15 protein-coding genes and 1 pseudogene are annotated in these 18,358 nt (G+C 69.2%); 7 read left to right on the top strand and 9 right to left on the bottom strand.

Annotated features, from left to right (window positions below):
* Positions 1-83: 83 nt before the first annotated feature.
* A complete protein-coding gene (locus OG494_RS06380) occupies positions 84-1,091 on the bottom strand; it encodes a LacI family DNA-binding transcriptional regulator (RefSeq protein ID WP_328452878.1) in 1,008 nt (335 codons plus the stop codon).
* Positions 1,092-1,249: 158 nt separating this feature from the next.
* Between OG494_RS06380 and OG494_RS06375 the strand changes: the two genes are divergently transcribed.
* The 4 genes from OG494_RS06375 to OG494_RS06360 are packed head-to-tail and all read left to right on the top strand — an operon-like array spanning position 1,250 to position 5,890.
* Complete coding sequence (locus tag OG494_RS06375; protein ID WP_328452876.1) at positions 1,250-2,482, top strand: sugar ABC transporter substrate-binding protein; 1,233 nt, start codon at positions 1,250-1,252, stop codon at positions 2,480-2,482.
* A 6-nt stretch (positions 2,483-2,488) separates the two neighbouring features.
* Positions 2,489-3,382: a carbohydrate ABC transporter permease gene (locus tag OG494_RS06370; protein WP_328452875.1), complete on the top strand. Its 894-nt coding sequence runs from the start codon at positions 2,489-2,491 to the stop codon at positions 3,380-3,382.
* Positions 3,379-4,191: a carbohydrate ABC transporter permease gene (locus tag OG494_RS06365; RefSeq protein ID WP_328452873.1), complete on the top strand. Its 813-nt coding sequence runs from the start codon at positions 3,379-3,381 to the stop codon at positions 4,189-4,191. Before OG494_RS06370 ends, OG494_RS06365 begins: the two co-directional genes overlap by 4 nt.
* A gap of 13 nt (positions 4,192-4,204) precedes the next feature.
* Entirely contained in the window at positions 4,205-5,890 is a 1,686-nt protein-coding gene (locus tag OG494_RS06360; RefSeq protein WP_328452870.1) for an amylo-alpha-1,6-glucosidase, read from the top strand.
* Positions 5,891-6,501: 611 nt separating this feature from the next.
* Here the strand turns inward: OG494_RS06360 and OG494_RS06355 are convergent.
* Positions 6,502-8,430 carry a S53 family peptidase gene (locus OG494_RS06355; RefSeq protein WP_328452868.1) on the bottom strand — a complete coding sequence of 643 codons (1,929 nt, stop codon included), beginning with the start codon at positions 8,428-8,430 and terminating at the stop codon, positions 6,502-6,504.
* Positions 8,431-8,500: 70 nt separating this feature from the next.
* Complete coding sequence (locus OG494_RS06350) at positions 8,501-8,722, bottom strand: hypothetical protein (protein ID WP_328452866.1); 222 nt, start codon at positions 8,720-8,722, stop codon at positions 8,501-8,503.
* A 342-nt stretch (positions 8,723-9,064) separates the two neighbouring features.
* On the opposite strand from OG494_RS06350, the gene OG494_RS06345 reads away from it, so the two are divergent.
* Positions 9,065-12,979, top strand: coding sequence for a glycoside hydrolase family 2 TIM barrel-domain containing protein (locus OG494_RS06345; protein ID WP_328452864.1), 3,915 nt, complete (start codon positions 9,065-9,067; stop codon positions 12,977-12,979).
* A 78-nt stretch (positions 12,980-13,057) separates the two neighbouring features.
* On the opposite strand, the gene OG494_RS06340 is transcribed toward OG494_RS06345, so the two are convergent.
* The 5 genes and pseudogenes from OG494_RS06340 to OG494_RS06320 all read right to left on the bottom strand — a co-directional run bounded on the left by OG494_RS06340 (position 13,058) and on the right by OG494_RS06320 (position 16,491).
* The gene (locus OG494_RS06340; RefSeq protein ID WP_328452862.1) at positions 13,058-13,630 is read right to left on the bottom strand and encodes a DM13 domain-containing protein; all 573 of its coding nucleotides are present in this window, start codon (positions 13,628-13,630) and stop codon (positions 13,058-13,060) included.
* Between the two features lie 120 nt (positions 13,631-13,750).
* Positions 13,751-13,936 carry a universal stress protein gene (locus tag OG494_RS06335; RefSeq protein WP_328458884.1) on the bottom strand — a complete coding sequence of 62 codons (186 nt, stop codon included), beginning with the start codon at positions 13,934-13,936 and terminating at the stop codon, positions 13,751-13,753.
* 370 nt (positions 13,937-14,306) lie between these two features.
* Complete coding sequence (locus tag OG494_RS48320; RefSeq protein ID WP_442874467.1) at positions 14,307-14,897, bottom strand: hypothetical protein; 591 nt, start codon at positions 14,895-14,897, stop codon at positions 14,307-14,309.
* Positions 14,898-15,058: 161 nt separating this feature from the next.
* Positions 15,059-15,502 (bottom strand): annotated as a pseudogene (locus OG494_RS48315) (universal stress protein); the annotation flags it as partial.
* Entirely contained in the window at positions 15,409-16,491 is a 1,083-nt protein-coding gene (locus OG494_RS06320; RefSeq protein WP_328452858.1) for a transporter substrate-binding domain-containing protein, read from the bottom strand. The pseudogene OG494_RS48315 and the gene OG494_RS06320, both read right to left, overlap by 94 nt.
* Before the next feature lie 304 nt (positions 16,492-16,795).
* Between OG494_RS06320 and OG494_RS06315 the strand changes: the two genes are divergently transcribed.
* Both OG494_RS06315 and OG494_RS06310 read left to right on the top strand, forming a co-directional pair.
* On the top strand, positions 16,796-17,431 hold the full coding sequence (locus tag OG494_RS06315) for a DUF4232 domain-containing protein (protein ID WP_328452857.1): 636 nt from the start codon (positions 16,796-16,798) through the stop codon (positions 17,429-17,431).
* Positions 17,432-17,466: 35 nt separating this feature from the next.
* Positions 17,467-17,709, top strand: a complete 243-nt coding sequence (locus tag OG494_RS06310; protein ID WP_328452855.1) for a YrhK family protein — start codon at positions 17,467-17,469, stop codon at positions 17,707-17,709.
* 63 nt (positions 17,710-17,772) lie between these two features.
* On the opposite strand, the gene OG494_RS06305 is transcribed toward OG494_RS06310, so the two are convergent.
* Positions 17,773-18,243: an SPW repeat domain-containing protein gene (locus OG494_RS06305; protein WP_328452854.1), complete on the bottom strand. Its 471-nt coding sequence runs from the start codon at positions 18,241-18,243 to the stop codon at positions 17,773-17,775.
* Between the last annotated feature and the right edge of the window lie 115 nt (positions 18,244-18,358).

The following is an 18,358-nucleotide window of genomic DNA, read 5'->3' as shown; positions in this document are numbered from 1 at the left end:
ATTCGAACCGGTTCGATGCGACGACGAGAGTACGCCCAAGAGAGTCGGGCAATCAAGAGAGACTTGGTCGAACCGGTTCCGCCTTACCGGCGTGCACCGGTGCTCGACCGCAAGGAGATCGCGGGCTCGAGCAGCGCGTGCCGCGGCGTGGCCGACGCGTCCCCGATCTGCTCCAGCAGCAGCGCTACGGCAAGCCTGGCCATCTCCCTGGCCGGTACGTCCGCCGCCGTGAGCGGCGGGTGGAAGTCCTCCGCCAGGCGGTCGGCGATCACCCCGGTGACCGAGAAGTCCCGCGGCACGTTCAGCCCCGCGTGCAGCAGCGCCCGCTGCACACCGGGCAGCGCAGCCTCGTTGATGGTCACCACGGCGGTGACATCGGGCCAGTCGGCCCGGATCCGCTCGAAGCACGTCAGGCCGGCGGCGGGCTCGTCGGCGCAGCACACGTGGTGCGCGGTGAGGCCGCGTTCCGCGGCCGCCTTGCGGAATCCTGCGGCCGCGCGCAGGGCGGGGCCGTAGCCCGCGGCGACGAGCTCGTCCGAGCGGTTGACAAGGACGACGTCGCGGTGCCCGAGGTCGGCCAGGTGGTGGACACATCGGCTGATCAGCGCCGCGTAGTCGACGTCCACCCACCACAGCGCGCCGGGATGCTCGGTGTGCCCGATGGTGACGAACGGCAGCCCGGCCTGGCCGAGCCGCTCGACCCGCGGATCTTCCAGGAGGATCTCCATCAGGATGACCCCGTCAACCCGGCGGCCGGTGACGATCCGGTCGAACGACCGGCTGTGGTCTCCACCGCCCGGCGAGAGCAGCACGTCGTGGTCGTGCACCGCGGCCGCCTCCACCACGCTGGCAACGAAGCCCAGCTGTGCGTCGGTCAGCCGGGCGCTCGCCGGGGGAATCACCAGTCCGAACGTCCGGGTGCGGCCTTCCGCGAGGGCACGGGCGCTGGCGTTGGGCCGGTAGCCGAGCTCGGCGATCACGTCGTTGATCCGCCGCACGGTCGCCGCGGAGACCGGCCGTTTCCCGCTGAGCGCGTAGGACACCGTGCTGCGCGACACCCCGGCGCGCCGGGCGATCTCCCCGATGTTCATCCACACCTCTCCGTTCGGCATAGGAACCGGTTCGACCGATCCGTCGACGATCGTAACGCGTACTTGCGCCGTCAGGACGTGAAGGCTACGTTGACGTCGCCTTCTGGCATCGAACCGGTTCGATGTAGTCGTCACCGCAGCCGCAGGAAGGGACCACCATGCACCGCTCCCGCCGTTTCCCCGCCGCCCTGGCCGCGCTCGGCTTGGCCGCGTCCCTGACCGCGTGCTCGCCGTCGTCCGGCACCGGCGGCTCTGGTGATGCCGGTCCGTTCTCCCTGTGGGACCCGTACCCGCAGTTCGACGCGAGCTCGGAGTGGGCGCAGGTGATCGGCAAGTGCGGCACGGAGGCGGGCGTGCAGATCCAGCGCCAGTCCTACGACACCACCGACCTGACCAACAAGGTCCTGCTCGCCGCGCAGCAACGCACCGCCCCGAACGTGCTGGTCCTGGACAACCCGGTGGTGAGCACGCTCGCCGAAGGCGGGGTGCTGAAGGCGAACGAGGACGTCGGGCTGGACGCCGGCCAGGTGTCCCCGAACCTCCTGGGCGCCGGGCAGGTCGGCGGCCACACCTACGGCGTGCCGATCGGGGCGAACACGCTCGCGCTCTACTACAACAAGACTGTGCTCACCGCGGCCGGCGTGGACCCGGCCGCGATCAAGGACTGGGCCTCCCTCGACTCCGCGCTGGGCAAGGTCAAGACGGCGGGCAAGAAGGGGATCACGTTCTCCGCGATCGGCACCGAGGAGGGCACGTTCCAGTTCCTGCCGTGGTTCTGGGGCGCCGGAGCGGCACTGACCGACCTGGGCACCCCCGCCGCCACCGCCGCGCTCGAGGTGTGGAAGTCGTGGCTGGACAAGGGATATGCCCCCAACTCGGTGGTGAACAACACTCAGACCACGAGCTGGCAGGAGTTCGCCACCGGGGAGTTCGCGTTCGCGGAAAACGGCACCTGGCAGCTGCAGAACGCGAAGAAGGCGGGCTTCGAGTACGGCGTCGTCCCGATTCCCGCCCGGGCCGGGGGAACAGCGCCGGCACCCACCGGCGGTGAGTTCGTCACCGTCACCGCCCAGGACGACAAGGACAAGGAAGCCAAGGCCGCACGCATCGCCGCGTGCCTGACCAACCCCGACAAGGTGCTCGCGACGGACACCGCCCTCACCTACGTCTCCGCCGTTCCCTCGGTTCAGCAACAGCAGGTCGCCCAGGCGCCGGAACTGGCCGTCTGGGTGGACGCGGTGAAAAACGCCAAGGGCCGCACCGGGGACGGCCTCGGCACCCGCTACCCGCGGATCTCGCAGCCCCTGTGGGGCGCGGTCCAGGCCGCACTGACCGGGTCGAAGGCACCGCAAGCCGCGCTCGCGGACGCCCAGGCCGCGGCCGCGAAGTAGGTGCCGATGCGCTCGCGAGAGGTCCGCAGGCAGGTCGTCGGCTGGGCGTTCCTAGTGCCGCTGGTGGCCTACCTGGTGGTGTGCTACGCCTACCCGCTGCTCACCAACGTCGACCTGAGCATCCGCGGCTACACGGTCCGCACGTTCGTCCACGGTGGAGCGCCGCTGGTCGGGTTCGCCAACTACGCCACGGTGTTCGGCGACCCGCTGTTCCGGACCGCGCTGGTGAACACCTTGGTCTTCACGGTGGCGTCGCTGGCGTTCCAGTACGTGATCGGCTTGGCGATGGCGGTGTTCTTCGCCCGCGGATTCCGGTTGTCGGCGACGCTGCGTGCCCTCTTCCTGGTGCCCTGGCTGTTGCCACTGATCGTGTCGGCGTCGACGTGGGCCTGGCTGCTCAACAGCGAGTCCGGGCTGGTGAACGCCGGACTGCAGCTCGTCGGGGCGGGCCCGGTCAACTGGCTGACCTCGCCGTCCTGGTCGCTCGTGTCGGTCATCGCCGCCAACATCTGGATCGGGATCCCGTTCAACCTCGTCGTGCTCTACAGCGGCCTGCAGAACATTCCCCGAGACGTCTACGAGGCTGCTTCACTGGACGGCGCGACCGGCTGGCAGGCCTTCCGCCACGTCACCTTTCCCCTGCTGCGCCCGGTTTCGGCCATTACCCTGCTGCTCGGCCTCGTCTATACGCTGAAGGTGTTCGACATCATCTGGATCATGACCAAGGGCGGGCCGAGCGGCTCGTCGAGCACCCTGGCCACCTGGTCCTACGAACTCGGGTTCGGCAGCCTGCTCCCCCGGTTCGGGCCCAGCGCCGCCGTGGGCAACGTGCTCATCCTCCTCGCGCTCGCCGCCGGTCTGCTGTACATCCGGTTGCAGCGCAGGCAGGAGCCGGCATGAGGCGCCCGGCCTGGCGGACCGCGGTCGGCCTGGTGCTGACCGCGCTGATGCTGTTCCCGGTCTACTGGATGGTCAACGTCTCGCTCACGCCCGCGCGTGACATGCGCAAGTCGCCGCCAGACTTGTTCCCGTCGTCCCCGACCACCGAAGGGTACGAGCGGGTACTGCGCGAACAACTGCCGTACTTCGGCACGAGCCTGCTCATCGCGCTGGGCACGGTGGTGCTCACCCTGGTACTGGCCGCACCCGCGGCGTACTCACTGGCCAAGCTCCGGCCCCGCGGCCGCGGTCCGCTGGCGTTCGTCCTGCTCGTCGCGCAGATGATCCCCGGCATCATCATGGCTCTGGGGTTCTACGGCATCTACGTCGGTCTCGGGATCACCAACTCGATCTGGGGGCTGATCTTCGCGGACTCGACCATCGCCGTACCGTTCGCGGTGCTGATCCTCACGTCCTTCATGGCGGTCGTCCCGGACGAACTGCTGCAGGCGGCCCGGATCGACGGTGCCGGGCCCTGGCGGTCGTTCGTCTCCGTCGTTCTGCCGGCCAGCCGCAACGGACTCGTGACCGCGGCCCTGTTCTCGTTCCTGTGGGCCTGGTCGGACTTCGTGTTCGCGTCCACTTTGGACGCCGGTGGCCGGCTGCAGCCACTCACCCTCGGCATCTACCGCTACATCGGCAACAACAACCAGGAGTGGAACTCGATCATGGCCACGGCCGTGGTCGCGTCGATCCCCGCGGCCGTGCTCCTCGTCCTCGCCCAGCGCTTCGTCGCCGCGGGCATCACCACCGGTGCCGTCAAAGACTGAAAGGAAGTCCACTGTGGCCCCCGAGTTCTCGGTGCGGGAGATCCCCTTCAGCCGGTTCGGTGCCTGGTTCGGCCTCTCTCCCGTCGTGGGCCTCGCGACCTACAGCGACGACATTCACCTGGTATCCCACCGCAACGGGATGCACCCGGTCCTGTCGATCGTGCCCGTCGCCGGTGGCGTCCGGGTCCCCACCTCGATCACCGCGGAGCCGGCGAAGCTCACGTGGAGCGCCGGTGACGGGCAGATCACCGCGGCGTTCGGCTCAGCGAGCACCCTGCACATCGCAGGAAACGGGCTGGGCGTCCGGATCAGCGCGACCGAGCCGACGCTGACCCCCTTCACCGGCACCTACCTCTACCCCGATCCGGCCGGGGGCGCCGTGTTCACCTCCTACGAGACCGGACACCGGTTCCGCGTCACCGTCGTTTCCGGACAGGAGCGCCGGTCGGGCGACCAGCAGCTCGGGACGGCGGAACGGCTGGTCGCCACCGGCGAAGACGGCGAACCGTGGGAACTGGTGATCGAGGAGATCGCCACATCGCCGCCACACGCGCCCGGGCCGGGCCTGTCCGAGGCGGTCACCACCTCGGCGGACGACTTCGCCCGGTTCGCCGACGCCGTGGCGCCGTGGCGCGGCGAGCGGACCCCGGCCGCCGAGCTGGCCTGCTATGTGATCTGGTCGGCCACGGTCCGGCCGGCCGGGTTCATCACCCGTCCGGCGGTGCTGATGTCGAAGCACTGGATGGACAAGGTGTGGAGCTGGGACCACTGCTTCACCGCGCTGGCGCTGGCCTCCGGCGCCCCGGAGCTCGCCTGGGACCAGTTCCAGGTGGTGTTCGACCACCAGGACGACCAGGGAGCTCTGCCGGACTCCATCACCCACTCGGAGACGCTGCGCAACTTCGTCAAGCCGCCCATCCACGGGTGGGCCCTGGGCCGGTTGCGGGAACGTTTCGGTGGCGAGGTACCCGACGCCGAGCGGACGTACCGGCAGCTTTCGGCATGGACCCGGTTCTGGCTCGACCACCGGCGGCCGCCCGGTCACCCGCTGCCCTACTACGAACACGGCAACGACAGCGGCTGGGACAACGCCACGGTGTTCCGCGAGGAACGCCTCGTCCAGTCAGCCGATCTCGCCGCGTTCCTGGTCCTGCAGCTGAAGGAGCTGGCCCGGCTCGCCGCCGAGCTGGGTGAGCCGGCGCAGCCGTGGGATCGCCAGGCCGACGACCTGCTGGCCGCGATGCTGGCCGAGCTGTGGGACGGCGCCCGGTTCGTCAGTCGCGGGGTGGTCAGTGGGACGCTCCGCGCCGGCTCCAGTCTACTCGAGCTCATGCCGGTCGTGCTGGGCGAGCACCTGCCGCCCGATGTCTTCGAGCGGCTGTGCGACGGCATCACCCGGCACCTGACCGCGGTGGGGCCGGCCACCGAGCTGCCCACCTCGCCGTATTACGAAGCGGACGGCTACTGGCGAGGCCCCGTCTGGGCGCCGGTCGCGGTCCTGATCGAGGACGGTCTCCGCCGCGGCGGAGCTCAGGACCTCGCCGAGCAGGTGAGCTCCCGGTTCCGGACAACCTGCGAGAAGTCGGGCTTCGCCGAAAACTTCGACGCCTTGACCGGCGAAGGACTACGCGACCGCGCATACACCTGGACGGCAGGCGCGTACCTGCTCCTCGCCGAAGACGCCGAAGGCCGCCGGTGACCGCTACCCGGTCGTAGTTTCCCCGCCGTCCGAACACACGAAAGGAAACCGACAGGCATGGGAAGCCGCTCCCGTCGCCTAACGGCCGCCGTCACAACCACTTCGCGCCGACCTTCACCGTGGGAACATCCGCAGCATGGCGCCAGCTTCGGCGCCTTGCTGCTCAACGCCCGCGAGGAGTTCGAGAGCCGCTGGCCGAGCGAGAGCTTCTCGTACTGAGCCGACCTCACCGATGCCCGGCTGACGAGCGCACAGAACGGATCCGACCCCGCGCGAAGGCGTGCGCCGAGTCTCCCTTTGCAAACTCTCGCCACATACCGAGTCGGCGCCCCTCTCCACCTGCAGTCCAACAACGCATGGCAGGAAAGTCGATGGCATACCTCTCCGAAAGGACCGCCCCCGAGCCTTTTCGTAGTTCCTGCTCAAGGGAACCCTGGTCGCTCCTGCGAAGTCGTCTCACCGTCGATATCTGTCCGGTGCGATCTGGTCCTGCCCACATCACATCGGCCCGGATCGTGCCTCCGTCCCGTCCTTGTCGAGGCCAGAGCCCAATCCGGAGCAGGGACGCGTTGCCCGCCTCGCCGACACTGGCGCGAGGCGACACGGTGGCTCTACGGCCTTGACCGGAATGAGTCGATCAGCTCTCGAGTTGGGGAGCCAAGCCCGGTTGCCGTGTTGTAGCCGGGCTCGAACTCGAGGGACGCGTTCGCGTACTGCCCGGGCGTGACGAGTGTGACCTGACCGCGGCGGCTCACGGCGAAAGCGATGGTGTTCGGGGTTCCTGCCAGGTTGTCGTGGATGCAGTGAAACATGTGGTGGCGGGCGTAGAGAGCGGGGTTGGCGAAACCGAGCGGACCGTGGACCTGCACGAGGAGGGCTTCGACGCCGGCGAACAACGGGGACGCAAGGCTGGTCCCGCCGCCGTTGCCCTCGGTGTAGCCCAGGTTGCCGCTCAGGTCGTACCCGGTCGTCCCGATGAGCAGACCGAGGTCTGGGTCGGCGAGGGAGGAGACGTCGGGAACGGTGCGCATCGGCGGGGTGCCGGCGACGGTCGCTGGTACGACATCGTGTTGGTAAAAGGGTTGACCGAACACGGTGCTGGTACCGCCACCGGTCGCACCTCCCTCGTAGCCGGGTGGTTCGTACTCCCAGCCTGTGCCGTCCGCCGACAGCTCCGTATTCGAAGTCGCCCAGACGACTTCCCCCTGGTACCTGTTGCGCGGGCCGATGGCCAGGGTGGTGCCGCCCACCCCGGTGACCCAGGGACTGGACGCCGGATACTCGACGGACCTCACACCGTCGACGAGGCCACCGCCCGAGTCGCCGCTGGCGAAATCGATGGTGATGCCTTCGACCGCCGCCTCCTGGAACAGGCGCTCGTACGCGGCGATCGCATCGGGCGCCGAACCGGGGGTGCGGCCGACCGTGATCGAGCCTGACACGACATCTGCCAGGCGCTGCTCGACGATGGTTCCGATCCCGTCCAGCACCCGGTCTCCCCACATGGCCGCGGAACCGACCACGTAGGCGATATTCGCCTCCGGGGCCATCGCGTGCGCGGCCTGGATGTCCATGCCGAACTCGCCGCTGGCTTCGCTCGTACCGGCACCGGGCGCGACATACGCAGTGAACTGACCTGACACGAAGGCAGGCTCGCCGTGTTCCGCGGCGAAGCGGTTCGCGTCGGCCAGGGCGTTCACCGCGTAGCTGGAGCCGACGATGCCGATGGTCACGCCCTTGCCGGTGAGCCCGGTGCCGGTGATCCCGTAGGCGTCGCGAACCTGCTTCGGCGTGTAGCCACACGGGGCCCACTGGACGAGATGCCCGTAGGCAGGAGGGAGAGTGGCGGCCGGCGTGTCGCCGAAGTAGGCGGGGCACGGACTGGACGGCGTATCGGCCCGGCCGGTGACTTTGTCCGGCGCGAACGTCCCCGCCTCCGGCGGAGGCCCGTCGGAGGCGGGCTTGCTGGGCTTGCCACCGGCGGTGAGCCCGGTGACGGCGAGCACGTCGGCCGCCACGGAGGCGGGCACGGTGATCGGATCCACCGCCGCGCGGAACTGCCGCTCCCCGGCGGTGTAGTTCGCGAACCTCGTGCCGAAGGTGGAGGCCGCCTGGGCCACCGTTCCGTGCACGACGACGCCCCGCGAGCTGACGAAGACGATCGACAGCCCGGTGCCGCGCAGCCAGGCGGTGACCGCGTCGATCCGGTGCTGTGTGGGACCGAAGCGGCCACGGGTCTGGTCGGGTGTCAGGAAATGGCCGTAGCGGGGGTCGGCCGGGTCGGATACCGCGCGCGCGTAGTCGGCCAAGCCGTTGGCGTCGCCGTTGAGAAAAACCTGGGCGCTGAGTTGTGTGGAGGGATCGGTCGGTCCGGTTTGGGTGCCCTCACGGACCATTTGGTCGGCCACGGTGTCGGTCAGATGCGCCACCGGCACCCGATCCGGCTGGCCCGCTCGAGCGGCACTCACCCCAGAAAGGCTGACGATCGTGGCGATGAGACACCCCAGCACCGCACGGAGGTGGTGGCGTTTCTTCCGCATTACTCTCCTTTGTGCGAAATAACAGCTGCCCTTGATCCGCTCAGCCCGAACGATCAAAGCCGGGGCTCGGTCAGAACTTGCCGGCGGCGATATCGGCGACCTTCACCCGGGAGGACTCGTAGGTCCGCCTTGCCCTTCCACCCTGTGCTTGCCAGCCGGCCTCGAAAGTGTTCAGCTTTCCGCGAACGGCCCGTCGGTGTTCAGCACCTCGCCGCCGGACTCGCGCGGCACCCGGTTCGCTCAACCGGGCGCTGAAGAGCCACGCCCCGGTCGGTTTCAGCTCCTTCTCCATCTCGCCGAGCAGGTGATGCGATCGATGCAGATCCGCCGGGCCGAACGACCGTCCGGGTGCACCGGTGGCGTGGAGGGAAACCTGCAGCCTCGGCGGCGTCCGGCGTCGACCAGCAGCTGACCATCATCGGACGCCCGATCATGTCGAACGTCCCTGCGCCGGGCTCGGCCTGAGCTTCCTCTTCTTCGTCGACCGGCAGCCGGACCCTCAGCGCGGCGCCGGACCCCGCACGCTCACCTCAACATAAATCAACATACTTCCGTTGGTTTCTGATCAACAGTGTTGACTCCGTGAGGGTGAACCCGTAACGCTGTAGGTCGTCGAGGAACGGGGTGGTTCACGATGTCGCAGGTCTCGCCAGACCCGGCCGCACGCCGCGCAGGGCTCAGCCGTCGCAGGTTCCTGGAGGGAAGCGCCGCGCTCCTGGGGACGCTGGCCCTGCCCGCCACGATGCCATGCCCGGCCGCGGCGGCGACCGCGCTCGATGGCCTGGGCGCGCCGCCGAACGGCTTCCCCGAGTGGAACAACAACATCGGGATCTTCGAGATCGGCACCGAGCCGCCGCACGCCACGCTCATGCCCTACGCCGACCTCGGCCAGGCGCTGGCCGTCGACCGCACTCGTTCGCCCTACCGGTTCGACCTCGACGGCGAGTGGAGGTTCCAGCACGCCGACCGCCCCGACGCGCGCGATCCCGACTTCTACCGCGACGACGTCGACGACAGCTCCTGGGCCAGGATGCCCGTTCCGTCGAACTGGCAGTTGCACGGCTACGACTTCCCGATCTACGTCAACATCACCTACCCCTGGTGGGGCGCCAACGGTCAGAACGAGAACGCCCAGCCGCCCTTCGCACCGACGCGGTTCAACCCGGTCGGCCAGTACCGGCGGACCTTCCGCGTCCCGGACGGTTGGCGGGGAAGGCGCACGTTCCTGCACTTCGAGGGCGTCAAGTCGGCGTTCTACGTGTGGATCAACGGCACGCTGATCGGCTACCGCGAGGACTCGTACACGCCCAGCGAGTTCGACATCACCGAACATCTCCGGCCGGGAACCAACCGGATCGCCGTCGAGGTCTACCGCTTCCCCGACGGCGACTGGATGGAAGACCAGGACATGATCCGCCTCGCCGGCATCTTCCGGTCCGTCTACCTGTTTTCGACGCCAGCGGTGCACCTGCGCGACTTCCGCCTCGACACGTGGCTGCGCGATGGCTACACCAACGCCGACCTCGCCGTCACCGCCCACGTCCGCGACTACGGCGGCACGGACAAGCGCACCTACACCGTGGAGACCCAGCTCTACGACGCGGACCGGCGGCCGGTCTGGCCGCGTCCGTTGAGCCAGCAGGTGAACCTCGGCTCAGGCGCCGCCGGGCAGGACGTCACGGTGAGCGCGACCCAAGGGGTGCGCACGCCGAAACTCTGGTCGGCGGAGCGGCCCGATCTCTACACGGCGGTGCTCGTGCTGCGGGACCCGGCCGGGAAGGTCGTCGAGACCCTCTCGGCACGCGTCGGCTTCCGCGAATTCAGGCTCGCCGACGGGCTGATGCGCATCAACGGGCAGCCGGTGACGCTGCGCGGCACCAACCGCCACGAGATGCACCCCGGCCACGGCGCCGCGCTCACCCGCGCCGACCTCGTCGAGGACATCGGGCTGATGAAGCGCCTCAACATCAACGCCACCCGCACCTCCCACTACCCCAACAACCCCACCTGGTACGAGCTGGCCGACGAGTACGGCCTGTACGTCCTGGACGAAACCAACCTCGAGACCCACGGTGTCCGGGACAGCTACCCCGGCTCGAACCCGGACTGGACCACCGCGGTGCTCGCCCGCGCCCAGCGGATGGTGCACCGCGACAAGAACCACCCCTCCGTGGTCATCTGGTCGCTGGGCAACGAAGCCGGCGCGGGCAGCAACTTCGTCGCCATGCGCGACTGGATCCGCTCCTACGACACGACCCGCGTGGTCCAGTACGAGGGCGACAACCGGCCCGAAGTCAGCGACATCCGCTCCCAGATGTACGAAACCCCCGCCAGGATCAAGGAACGCGCGCTCGACACGTCCGACACCAGGCCGTACATCATGATCGAGTACGCCCACGCCATGGGGAACTCCAACGGGAACCTCAAGGAGTACTGGGACATCATCCGCACGTACCCGATCCTGCAGGGCGGGTTCATCTGGGACTTCGTGGACCAGGGGCTGCACTGGCCCACCCCGCCACGCAAGCTGCTCGCCGAGACCGGACCCCAAGCCCTGGCCGCCGAGCTCGCACCCGCCGCGACGTTCGACCGCGCGCACGGCGTCTCGGGCGGTGCGGTGTTCGCCTCCGCGGAAAGCCTGGAACTGACCGGTTCGCTGACGCTGGAAGCCTGGGTCACCCCGGCCGCGGTCGGTGGGCACCAGCCGATCATCGCCAAGGGCGATCACCAGTACTCGCTCAAGCTCTCCGAGAACAGTCTCGAGTTCTTCATCTACGCCGGCGGATGGATCGCGGTCAACGCACCCCTGCCCGCGGACTGGACGGGGAAGGAACACCACGTAGCCGGCGTCTTCGACGACGCGGCGAACACGCTCACGCTCTACCTCGACGGCAACGCCGTGGCCACCACCGGCACCGACCGCACCCCGGAAAGCACCGCGGTCCAGCTCGCCCTCGGCACCGACGCCGAGAACCCCGAGCGCGTGTTCGGCGGGCTCATCCGCGCCGCCCACGTGTACGCGCGAGGACTCAGCGCCGCGGAACTCACGACCACGACCCGCGACCCGCGTGACCCTGCCGTCCGGTTCTGGTTCGACGCGGCCACCGCCACCTACACCGAGCAGCAGCCCGCTGACCGGACCTTCCTCGCCTACGGCGGCGACTGGGGCGACAACCCCAACGACGGGAACTTCTGCGCCAACGGCATCGTCACGGCCGAACGCCAGCCGGGCGGGAAGGCCACCGAGGTCAAGCACGTCTACCAGTCGATCAACGTCTCCGCGGGCCCCGACGTCACCTCGGGCCGGGTGACGATCACGAACGAGAACCTCTTCACCAACGTCAACACCTACGACGGCAGCTGGGAACTCGTAGCCGACGGCACGGTCGTGCAGCGCGGGCAGCTCACGCGCGCGCAGCTCGACGTGCCACCCCGGTCGAGCCGGGCGATCACCGTGCCGTTCCGCCGCCCGGCCCGCCTCGAGCCGGGATCCGAGTACTTCCTTCAGTTGTCCTTCACCACCCGGACCCGCACGGCCTGGGCCGACCGAGGCCACGAGGTGGCCGAACAGCAGCTGCCGGTCGGCTTCGGCGGCCCCGCGGTGCAGCCGGTGCCGCTCGCGCAGGTACCGGCCGTCGTCGTCGCGGACACCGACAAGACCGTCACGGTCACCGGCGACGGGTTCACCGTGACCATCGCCAAGGACACCGGCCTCATCGCCACCTACGAGGCCCACGGGGTGCGGCTCGTGACGTCGGGGCCGGCCCCGAACTTCTGGCGTGCACCCACCGACAACGACATCGGGAACGGACAGCCGAGCCGCAACGCGACCTGGCGGCACGCGGGCACCAACCGCCGAGTCACCGGCGTCACCGTGCAAACCCTCGCCGGCAAGGCCGCCGCGGTGACCGTCAGCGGCACCCTGCCGACGTCGGTCGCCTCGGCGTACACGACCACGTACACGATCTTCGGCAACGCCGAGATCAAAGTGGACAACACGCTCCACCCCGGTTCGCCGACCCTGCCCTACATCCCCGAAATCGGAACGATCCTGCTCCTGCCCAGCGAATTCGACACCCTCGACTACTACGGCCGAGGACCCGAGGAGAACCACTGGGACCGCAACACGGGCTCGGACGTGGGCCGGTACTCCTCGACGGTCGCCGGGCAGTGGACGGACTACATCCGCCCTCAGGAAAACGGCAACAAGACGGACGTGCGGTGGGTCGCGCTGACCAACAAGCGTGGCATCGGGCTCCTCGCGAGCGGCGAGCCGCTGCTGGAGGTCAACGCCTCGCACTTCACGCCGGAGGACCTGTCGGTCGGTGCGCGGCACGACTACCAGCTCACTGCCCGCCAAGACGTGGTGCTGCGCCTGAACCACAAGCAGATGGGCGTCGGCGGCGACAACAGCTGGGGCGCGCACACGCACGACGAATACAAGCTGTTCGCCGACCGCGACTACAGCTACACCTACCGGCTGCGCCCACTCCCCCGGCGAGACCAGGCGATGACGCTCAGCCGTCGGCCCACGGCGACCTCACCGTAGAAGGAGGCGAACCGGCGGGTTGGCTCGGACCGGCACCCGCACCGGCCGTGACAGGCCGGTGCGGGTGAGCTGCGCCCGTCAGGCGGGCCGGCTCGTCAGTTCGGCGGCACCGAAGGACACGTTGAAGCGGTCGCACCAAAGGCTCACGCTGGTGTAGCCGGCCAGGTCGGTGCCCGCCGGCAGGGAGTAGTTCTGGTTCCCCTTGTTGCCCTTGAGCTTGCCGGCGTCGAGGTACTTGCCGTCGTCGAAGACGTCCCAGCCGTCCTTGCCCGGTCTCACGGGCGCGTCGGTGAGCCAGACGTGTACGTCGGGGCCGCTGCTGGTGGCGAGGTCTTCCAGGCGCAGCAGGAATGACCCGTCGGCCGCGCGCAGGACCCGGACTGTTCCGGTGGTCTGGTGCTCGTGGCTGATCAGCGTGCCGGTCGCGACCTCGGCCGGCGCAGCCGGTTGAGAGGCCGGCGCCGACGACGTTGACTCCGGTATTGGAGGCTGTGACGCCGGCGCGCCGGACGGAAGGGTTTCCTGCACCGTCTCATCGACCCACAGCTGCCACGGCTGGAACCAGTACAGGCCCGCGGCGACCGCGACCAGGACCGCTACCAGGACGCCGATCAGCCAGGGCCGGGCGAGCAGGCGGGTCGTGCCGTTCATCTCGTTCTCCTCGTCGTCCGCGATGCCTCATTCAACGGGACGAATCGCCCAGCTGTGCCCGGCGCTGCGGTTACCGATCTCTTACGGACGTCCGGGTTCCCGACAAGTTCTCTCGACTGCTCACAGCTCGTCGTTCTCGCCGTCGTCGAGTTCCCGCAGCACCGCGACCGGGCAGCGTGTGTACTGGAGCACCCAGTGGCTGACCGAGCGGGGCATCGCGCGGCGCAACGGCCCACGGCTATGACTGCCGATAACCGGCAACGCGGCTTCCCCGGTCTCGATCGGCTCCGGAACGCGGTGCGGCACCACGGACGACCACGGCAGGCCGGTGTGTCGTGCGCACCAGTTCCGAAGTGGTCGAGCCCAGCAGGGCGAGCGACGGATGCCCGTCGGTCACCGCCGCGCCGACGTCGGCTCCGGCGTGCTCGCGCCGGATTTCCGCGGCAGCTGGACCTGCACCGCCGGCCGGACACCTCACCGCCGTCATCCGCCGGCACCGACGGCACCGTCGGTATGGGCATCGGCGGCCAGTGCCAGTCGAACGCTCGCACGACCACGAGTGGGCGACCGCGAGCCTCCGCCTCCCCCGCGGCCCACGCTGCCGCGGCCATGAATTCCTCGGTGACACCGGAGCCCACCACGACAGCCTTGCCCCGCGGCAAAACCCGAGAACCTGTCACCATGACCTCCTACGTCGACTCCAAAAGATCGCGTTCCCGCACATCCGCGCCACCCACACGCGGGGACAGCGTGGCCTGGGGCGCAGCGCCGGCCAGCGCGGCCGCGCGGGAGCCGCGGCCGCCGCGGTCACCTGCGGCGGCGCGGCGGTGTTCCCTCGCCAGTCGTAACGGTTGTCTTCGCTGTCGTCGAAGGTGCCGGCGAAGGAGCGGCTGCCCGAAGCCAGGACGATCACGAACGAGTCCGGCCGGAAGGCGCCCCTGAACTCCGCGGGCATCTCGAGTGTCGTTTCCCCCGTGGGCCGGTCGACCTTGGTGACGCGGACCGGTCGCTGACGTCGTCGGAGCCCAGCGGGTAGGTGACCGTCAGAATCCCCTGGACCCACGCGGTCCTGACGGTGAAGTCCACCCACGGCAGGTACGACGAGGCCGGGGTGCCGCCGTTCCGTGTGGTAGACGACCTCGATCCCCGCGCCTCGCACGGCCACCGGAGTACCGCCGTCGGCGGACATCGTTCCGACGAAGCCGTTCCCGTCCTCGGTCAGGTTGAGCCGGGCCTGGAACGCGGGGTTCCCGGCCTTGCCGTTCATGACGAGCGCGTGCGTCGCACCGTGGTACTCCACGGTGTGGACGTGGTCACCGCAGTGCAGGACCATGTCGCGCCGTATGACGAGCTGCCCGCCGGGAACCTACGCGTCACCGTCGTGCACTTCGATGTCGTACACGCGGTCGTGCGCGGCTCGGCAGTCGCTCAGCTCGAAGGCGACGGGACTTCCGGGTAAGCGGACAACCAGCCGGCCAGCTCGGCCACCATCGGCTCCGACGGGCCGGTGTGCTTGCGGAACCGGCCGGTCATCGCATGGACAAGGTGCACTGCAACTGCGTGCCGTTGGGCGAAGTCCAGTGCGAACGCCAGCGCGGCGGAATTGTCGGCTGCCGGGTCGAGACCGACGACCACGGGGTACCGTGCGGTCCCTTCGACGGGTTCCTCACCTCGGACGACGACGAGCGGTCGTCCGGACGCTTTCGCGAGTCCGGCGGTGGTGGACCCGAGAACCGCCCGGCCAAGCGGGCCCGTGCTCGGCGGCCCCACCACCACCATCACCGCTTCGGTCCGGGCAGCGACGCGAGCCAGCGCCGGACCGGGCACGTCGTCGAGCAGGACCGTCCGCACCTCGAGGTCGGGGGTGAATGGCCGATTTCGCGCACGGCCTCCCGCATCTGCGCCTCGGCGTCGCTGCGCAGCCGCTCGGCTCCCCCGCTCAGTGGCGCGAGCGCCACCTCCGGGTAACTCCCGCCCGGCCAGCTCCAGTCCAGGGCGCGTGCCACGAGGAGCGCGTTGTGCCGGCGATCGGCCTCCGCCGCGGCCCAGAACACGGCTCGAAGGGACTCCTGGGTGCCGTCGTACCCGGAGACGATGACCGCCGGCTCCGTCGGGGTCACCACTCTCCCCGATGGCGCAACGAGCGGGCCAGCACGACGACGCCGGCACCCCAAAGCGCCAGCACGACAGCTCCGGCCGTGACGTCGCTGGCGGTGGTGGCCGGGGCCGGGGTCCCGTGGTTGTAGCCGAGAGCGATCGGTGCCACCACCAGCCACGCCCCGGCGAGCGGGAGCACCGGACGCCACCGGTGGGCGGTCGCCGGCGCCGATGAGGTAGCCCTTCTCGACCGCGGCCGAGAGCACCGCCACCTTGACCCTCTTCGCGGCGACGTCCTCGAGCTTCACGACACCTTGCGGGCTTCCCTTGGGCACGAGCAAAGCCGTGAGCGCCGAGAAGTCCGGTGCCGAGAAGTCCGCTGTCTGGCAGCGCTTGCCGGTGATGTTCATGCCCGCGGCCACGACGTCGAACTGCTTCGCGGTGAGGGCGGGGATGAGCTGGTCGAACGGGACCACGCTGGCCTGCACGCCGTCGATGCCCAGCGCCTTGAACACCGCGCGGGCCACCTCCGGCGCTTCACCGGTCGTCTTGCCCGAGCTGTCGGCGAATCCGTACGGCGCCTCGTTCGCGATGCCGATCCTGATCGTCTTGGCGTCCTTGGCCGCCTGCAGCGCGTCCTTGCCACCGTCGGCACCGCCGGTGCTCTCGCAGGCCGACATCAGCACGCCTCCGCCCAGCACCGCCGCTGTGGTGAGCGCCGTCCGCCGCAGCAAGTCGCGGCGGGTCCATCCCTCGTGCGTCATTCGCACCCCTTCACGATCCGAGTGGCCACGAACGTAGGGGCGAATTTCCAGTACCACAAAGGAATCGGCGGATGCTGTTACTCGAACATGACGAGCATTTCCAGGTCAATCCCCTAGTATTTCCGAACCTCCGCCTCTCGCACCTGACGATCACCTTACGATCCACCGCCCGGATCGTAAGAGGACTGTCAGGTCACGCAAGGCATCCCGCGTCGCGGCCCGGGGTATCCCTCCTGCGTGGCCGCCGACCGAGAACTCGGCCTACTTGAAGTGCGGATCACAAGCGTCACAAGGAGGAATTCCGGTGCATCACCCGAAGAATCCACGACTGTTCCCCATCATCGCCGTGTCGGTCGGCGCGTTGGGGCTGACCGGCTGCGGTAGCAGCGACCCGGCCCCTGCCGCTTCGAACACGGTCGCGCCACCGACGACGACCTCACCGACCTATACCTTGACCGCGACCACACCCGAATCCACCTCGCCGCTCCCCTCGACCTCCGTCGCGCCGGCCGGGAACGAGCTGTGCGGCGCGGGCGACGTCAAGTTGGCGCTCGGCGAGGGAGACGCAGCCGCGGGCTCGCTCTACCGTCCCTTGCTGATCACCAACACCAAAGCGAATCCGTGCACTGTGCAGGGCTTTCCCGGAGTGTCCTATGTGGCCGGAGACGACGGCCATCAAGTAGGCGAAGCGGCCTACCGCTCCGGCACGAAGGGCAACTCGGTCAAGCTGAATTCCGGGCAGACCGCGACGGCCCTCATCCAGTTCGTGAACGTGCACAACTATCCCGACGACATCTGCCGGCCGACTCCCGTGCGCGGACTACGCATCTACCTGCCACAGGAAACCGATTCGAACTTCGTGCCCATGCCGGGAACCGGCTGCGCGAACGGCGATCTCCCCGGCAACCAGCTCGCGGTCAAGACCGTCCAACCGGCCTAACCGAACCGCCTTCATAAGGAGTGCTGGGAGTAACCATGCTCAAGGCGTTCGTCCGCGAGTTCCCGACCGTGCACCTGGTCATCGGGGTGGCCGGCAACCTCGTCTTCTTCGTCGGCAGTGTCCTGTTCGTCTGGCACACCACCGAGCTGCTCGCGATCTGGCTGTTCATCGCCGGTTCGTTCGGCATGCTGCTCGGCGACATCGGCCAGGCGCTGTACTTGCACGAGCGACACCGGCTCAACGGCGCGCCCGGCCGACAGCAAGATCGCCTCCGCTGAAGCGCAACCCAATTCCCCGAAGTCGGCGCCCGACGGTCACCGCGGATGATCCGCCGGCGACGATCACACCCGACGGCGCCCGGCCCAGCTGCCGCGTCGCCGGCGGCGCTCCCCGCGCCGGTGGGCCCGGAACACCGCCGCCGCGCCGACCGCCCACGCGACCAACACGACGGTTCCCAGGAGTAGGTCACCAACCCGGGTCGCGGAGGCGACGGCGTCCTGCCCGAGCGCGAACGGTGCCGCAATCAGCCACGCTCCCGCGACAAGCTGCACCGGCCGCCACACCTTCACCGACCCCGGCTCGACGAGCGCGGCGGCACCACTGACGGCGAGGACGGCACCGGCACAAAGGTCGCACCACAGGCCGCCGACTCGCTGGTCGAACACGTACGGCGACAGCACGAGCCAAACCCCGGCCAGGAACGCCGTGGCGTGGGTGGCGGCGAACACCACGCTGTGCCGCGCCGTCACCCCACTTTCACCGGCTTCGCGCGGCACACCGCGCTGGTCCGTTTCCGGGGTCCGTGCACTCATAGTCCGCCTGGCTCCCTCTCGGTCCGCACTCGTCGACGCTGGTCGAGGTCACCTTTCCGCATCAGGACGGCGGTGCACCTGACAATCACCTTGCGATCCCGAGGCTGCAGCCGAG

The sequence above is a fragment of the Amycolatopsis sp. NBC_00438 genome, from assembly GCF_036026695.1.
Classification (GTDB): Bacteria; Actinomycetota; Actinomycetes; order Mycobacteriales; family Pseudonocardiaceae; genus Amycolatopsis.
This window is presented reverse-complemented; position numbering and strand designations above follow the sequence as displayed.

Bases quoted from the DNA above. Each gene is read 5' to 3' on its own strand.
- OG494_RS06320 (WP_328452858.1), bottom strand. From the start codon at position 16,491: ATGACGCACGAGGGATGGACCCGCCGCGACTTGCTGCGGCGGACGGCG.
- OG494_RS06375 (WP_328452876.1), top strand. From the start codon at position 1,250: ATGCACCGCTCCCGCCGTTTCCCCGCCGCCCTGGCCGCGCTCGGCTTG.
- OG494_RS06305 (WP_328452854.1), bottom strand. From the start codon at position 18,243: ATGAGTGCACGGACCCCGGAAACGGACCAGCGCGGTGTGCCGCGCGAA.
- OG494_RS06370 (WP_328452875.1), top strand. From the start codon at position 2,489: ATGCGCTCGCGAGAGGTCCGCAGGCAGGTCGTCGGCTGGGCGTTCCTA.
- OG494_RS06365 (WP_328452873.1), top strand. From the start codon at position 3,379: ATGAGGCGCCCGGCCTGGCGGACCGCGGTCGGCCTGGTGCTGACCGCG.
- OG494_RS48320 (WP_442874467.1), bottom strand. From the start codon at position 14,897: ATGAACGGCAAGGCCGGGAACCCCGCGTTCCAGGCCCGGCTCAACCTG.
- OG494_RS06340 (WP_328452862.1), bottom strand. From the start codon at position 13,630: ATGAACGGCACGACCCGCCTGCTCGCCCGGCCCTGGCTGATCGGCGTC.
- OG494_RS06310 (WP_328452855.1), top strand. From the start codon at position 17,467: ATGCTCAAGGCGTTCGTCCGCGAGTTCCCGACCGTGCACCTGGTCATC.
- OG494_RS06345 (WP_328452864.1), top strand. From the start codon at position 9,065: ATGTCGCAGGTCTCGCCAGACCCGGCCGCACGCCGCGCAGGGCTCAGC.
- OG494_RS06350 (WP_328452866.1), bottom strand. From the start codon at position 8,722: ATGGAGAAGGAGCTGAAACCGACCGGGGCGTGGCTCTTCAGCGCCCGG.
- OG494_RS06380 (WP_328452878.1), bottom strand. From the start codon at position 1,091: ATGAACATCGGGGAGATCGCCCGGCGCGCCGGGGTGTCGCGCAGCACG.
- OG494_RS06355 (WP_328452868.1), bottom strand. From the start codon at position 8,430: ATGCGGAAGAAACGCCACCACCTCCGTGCGGTGCTGGGGTGTCTCATC.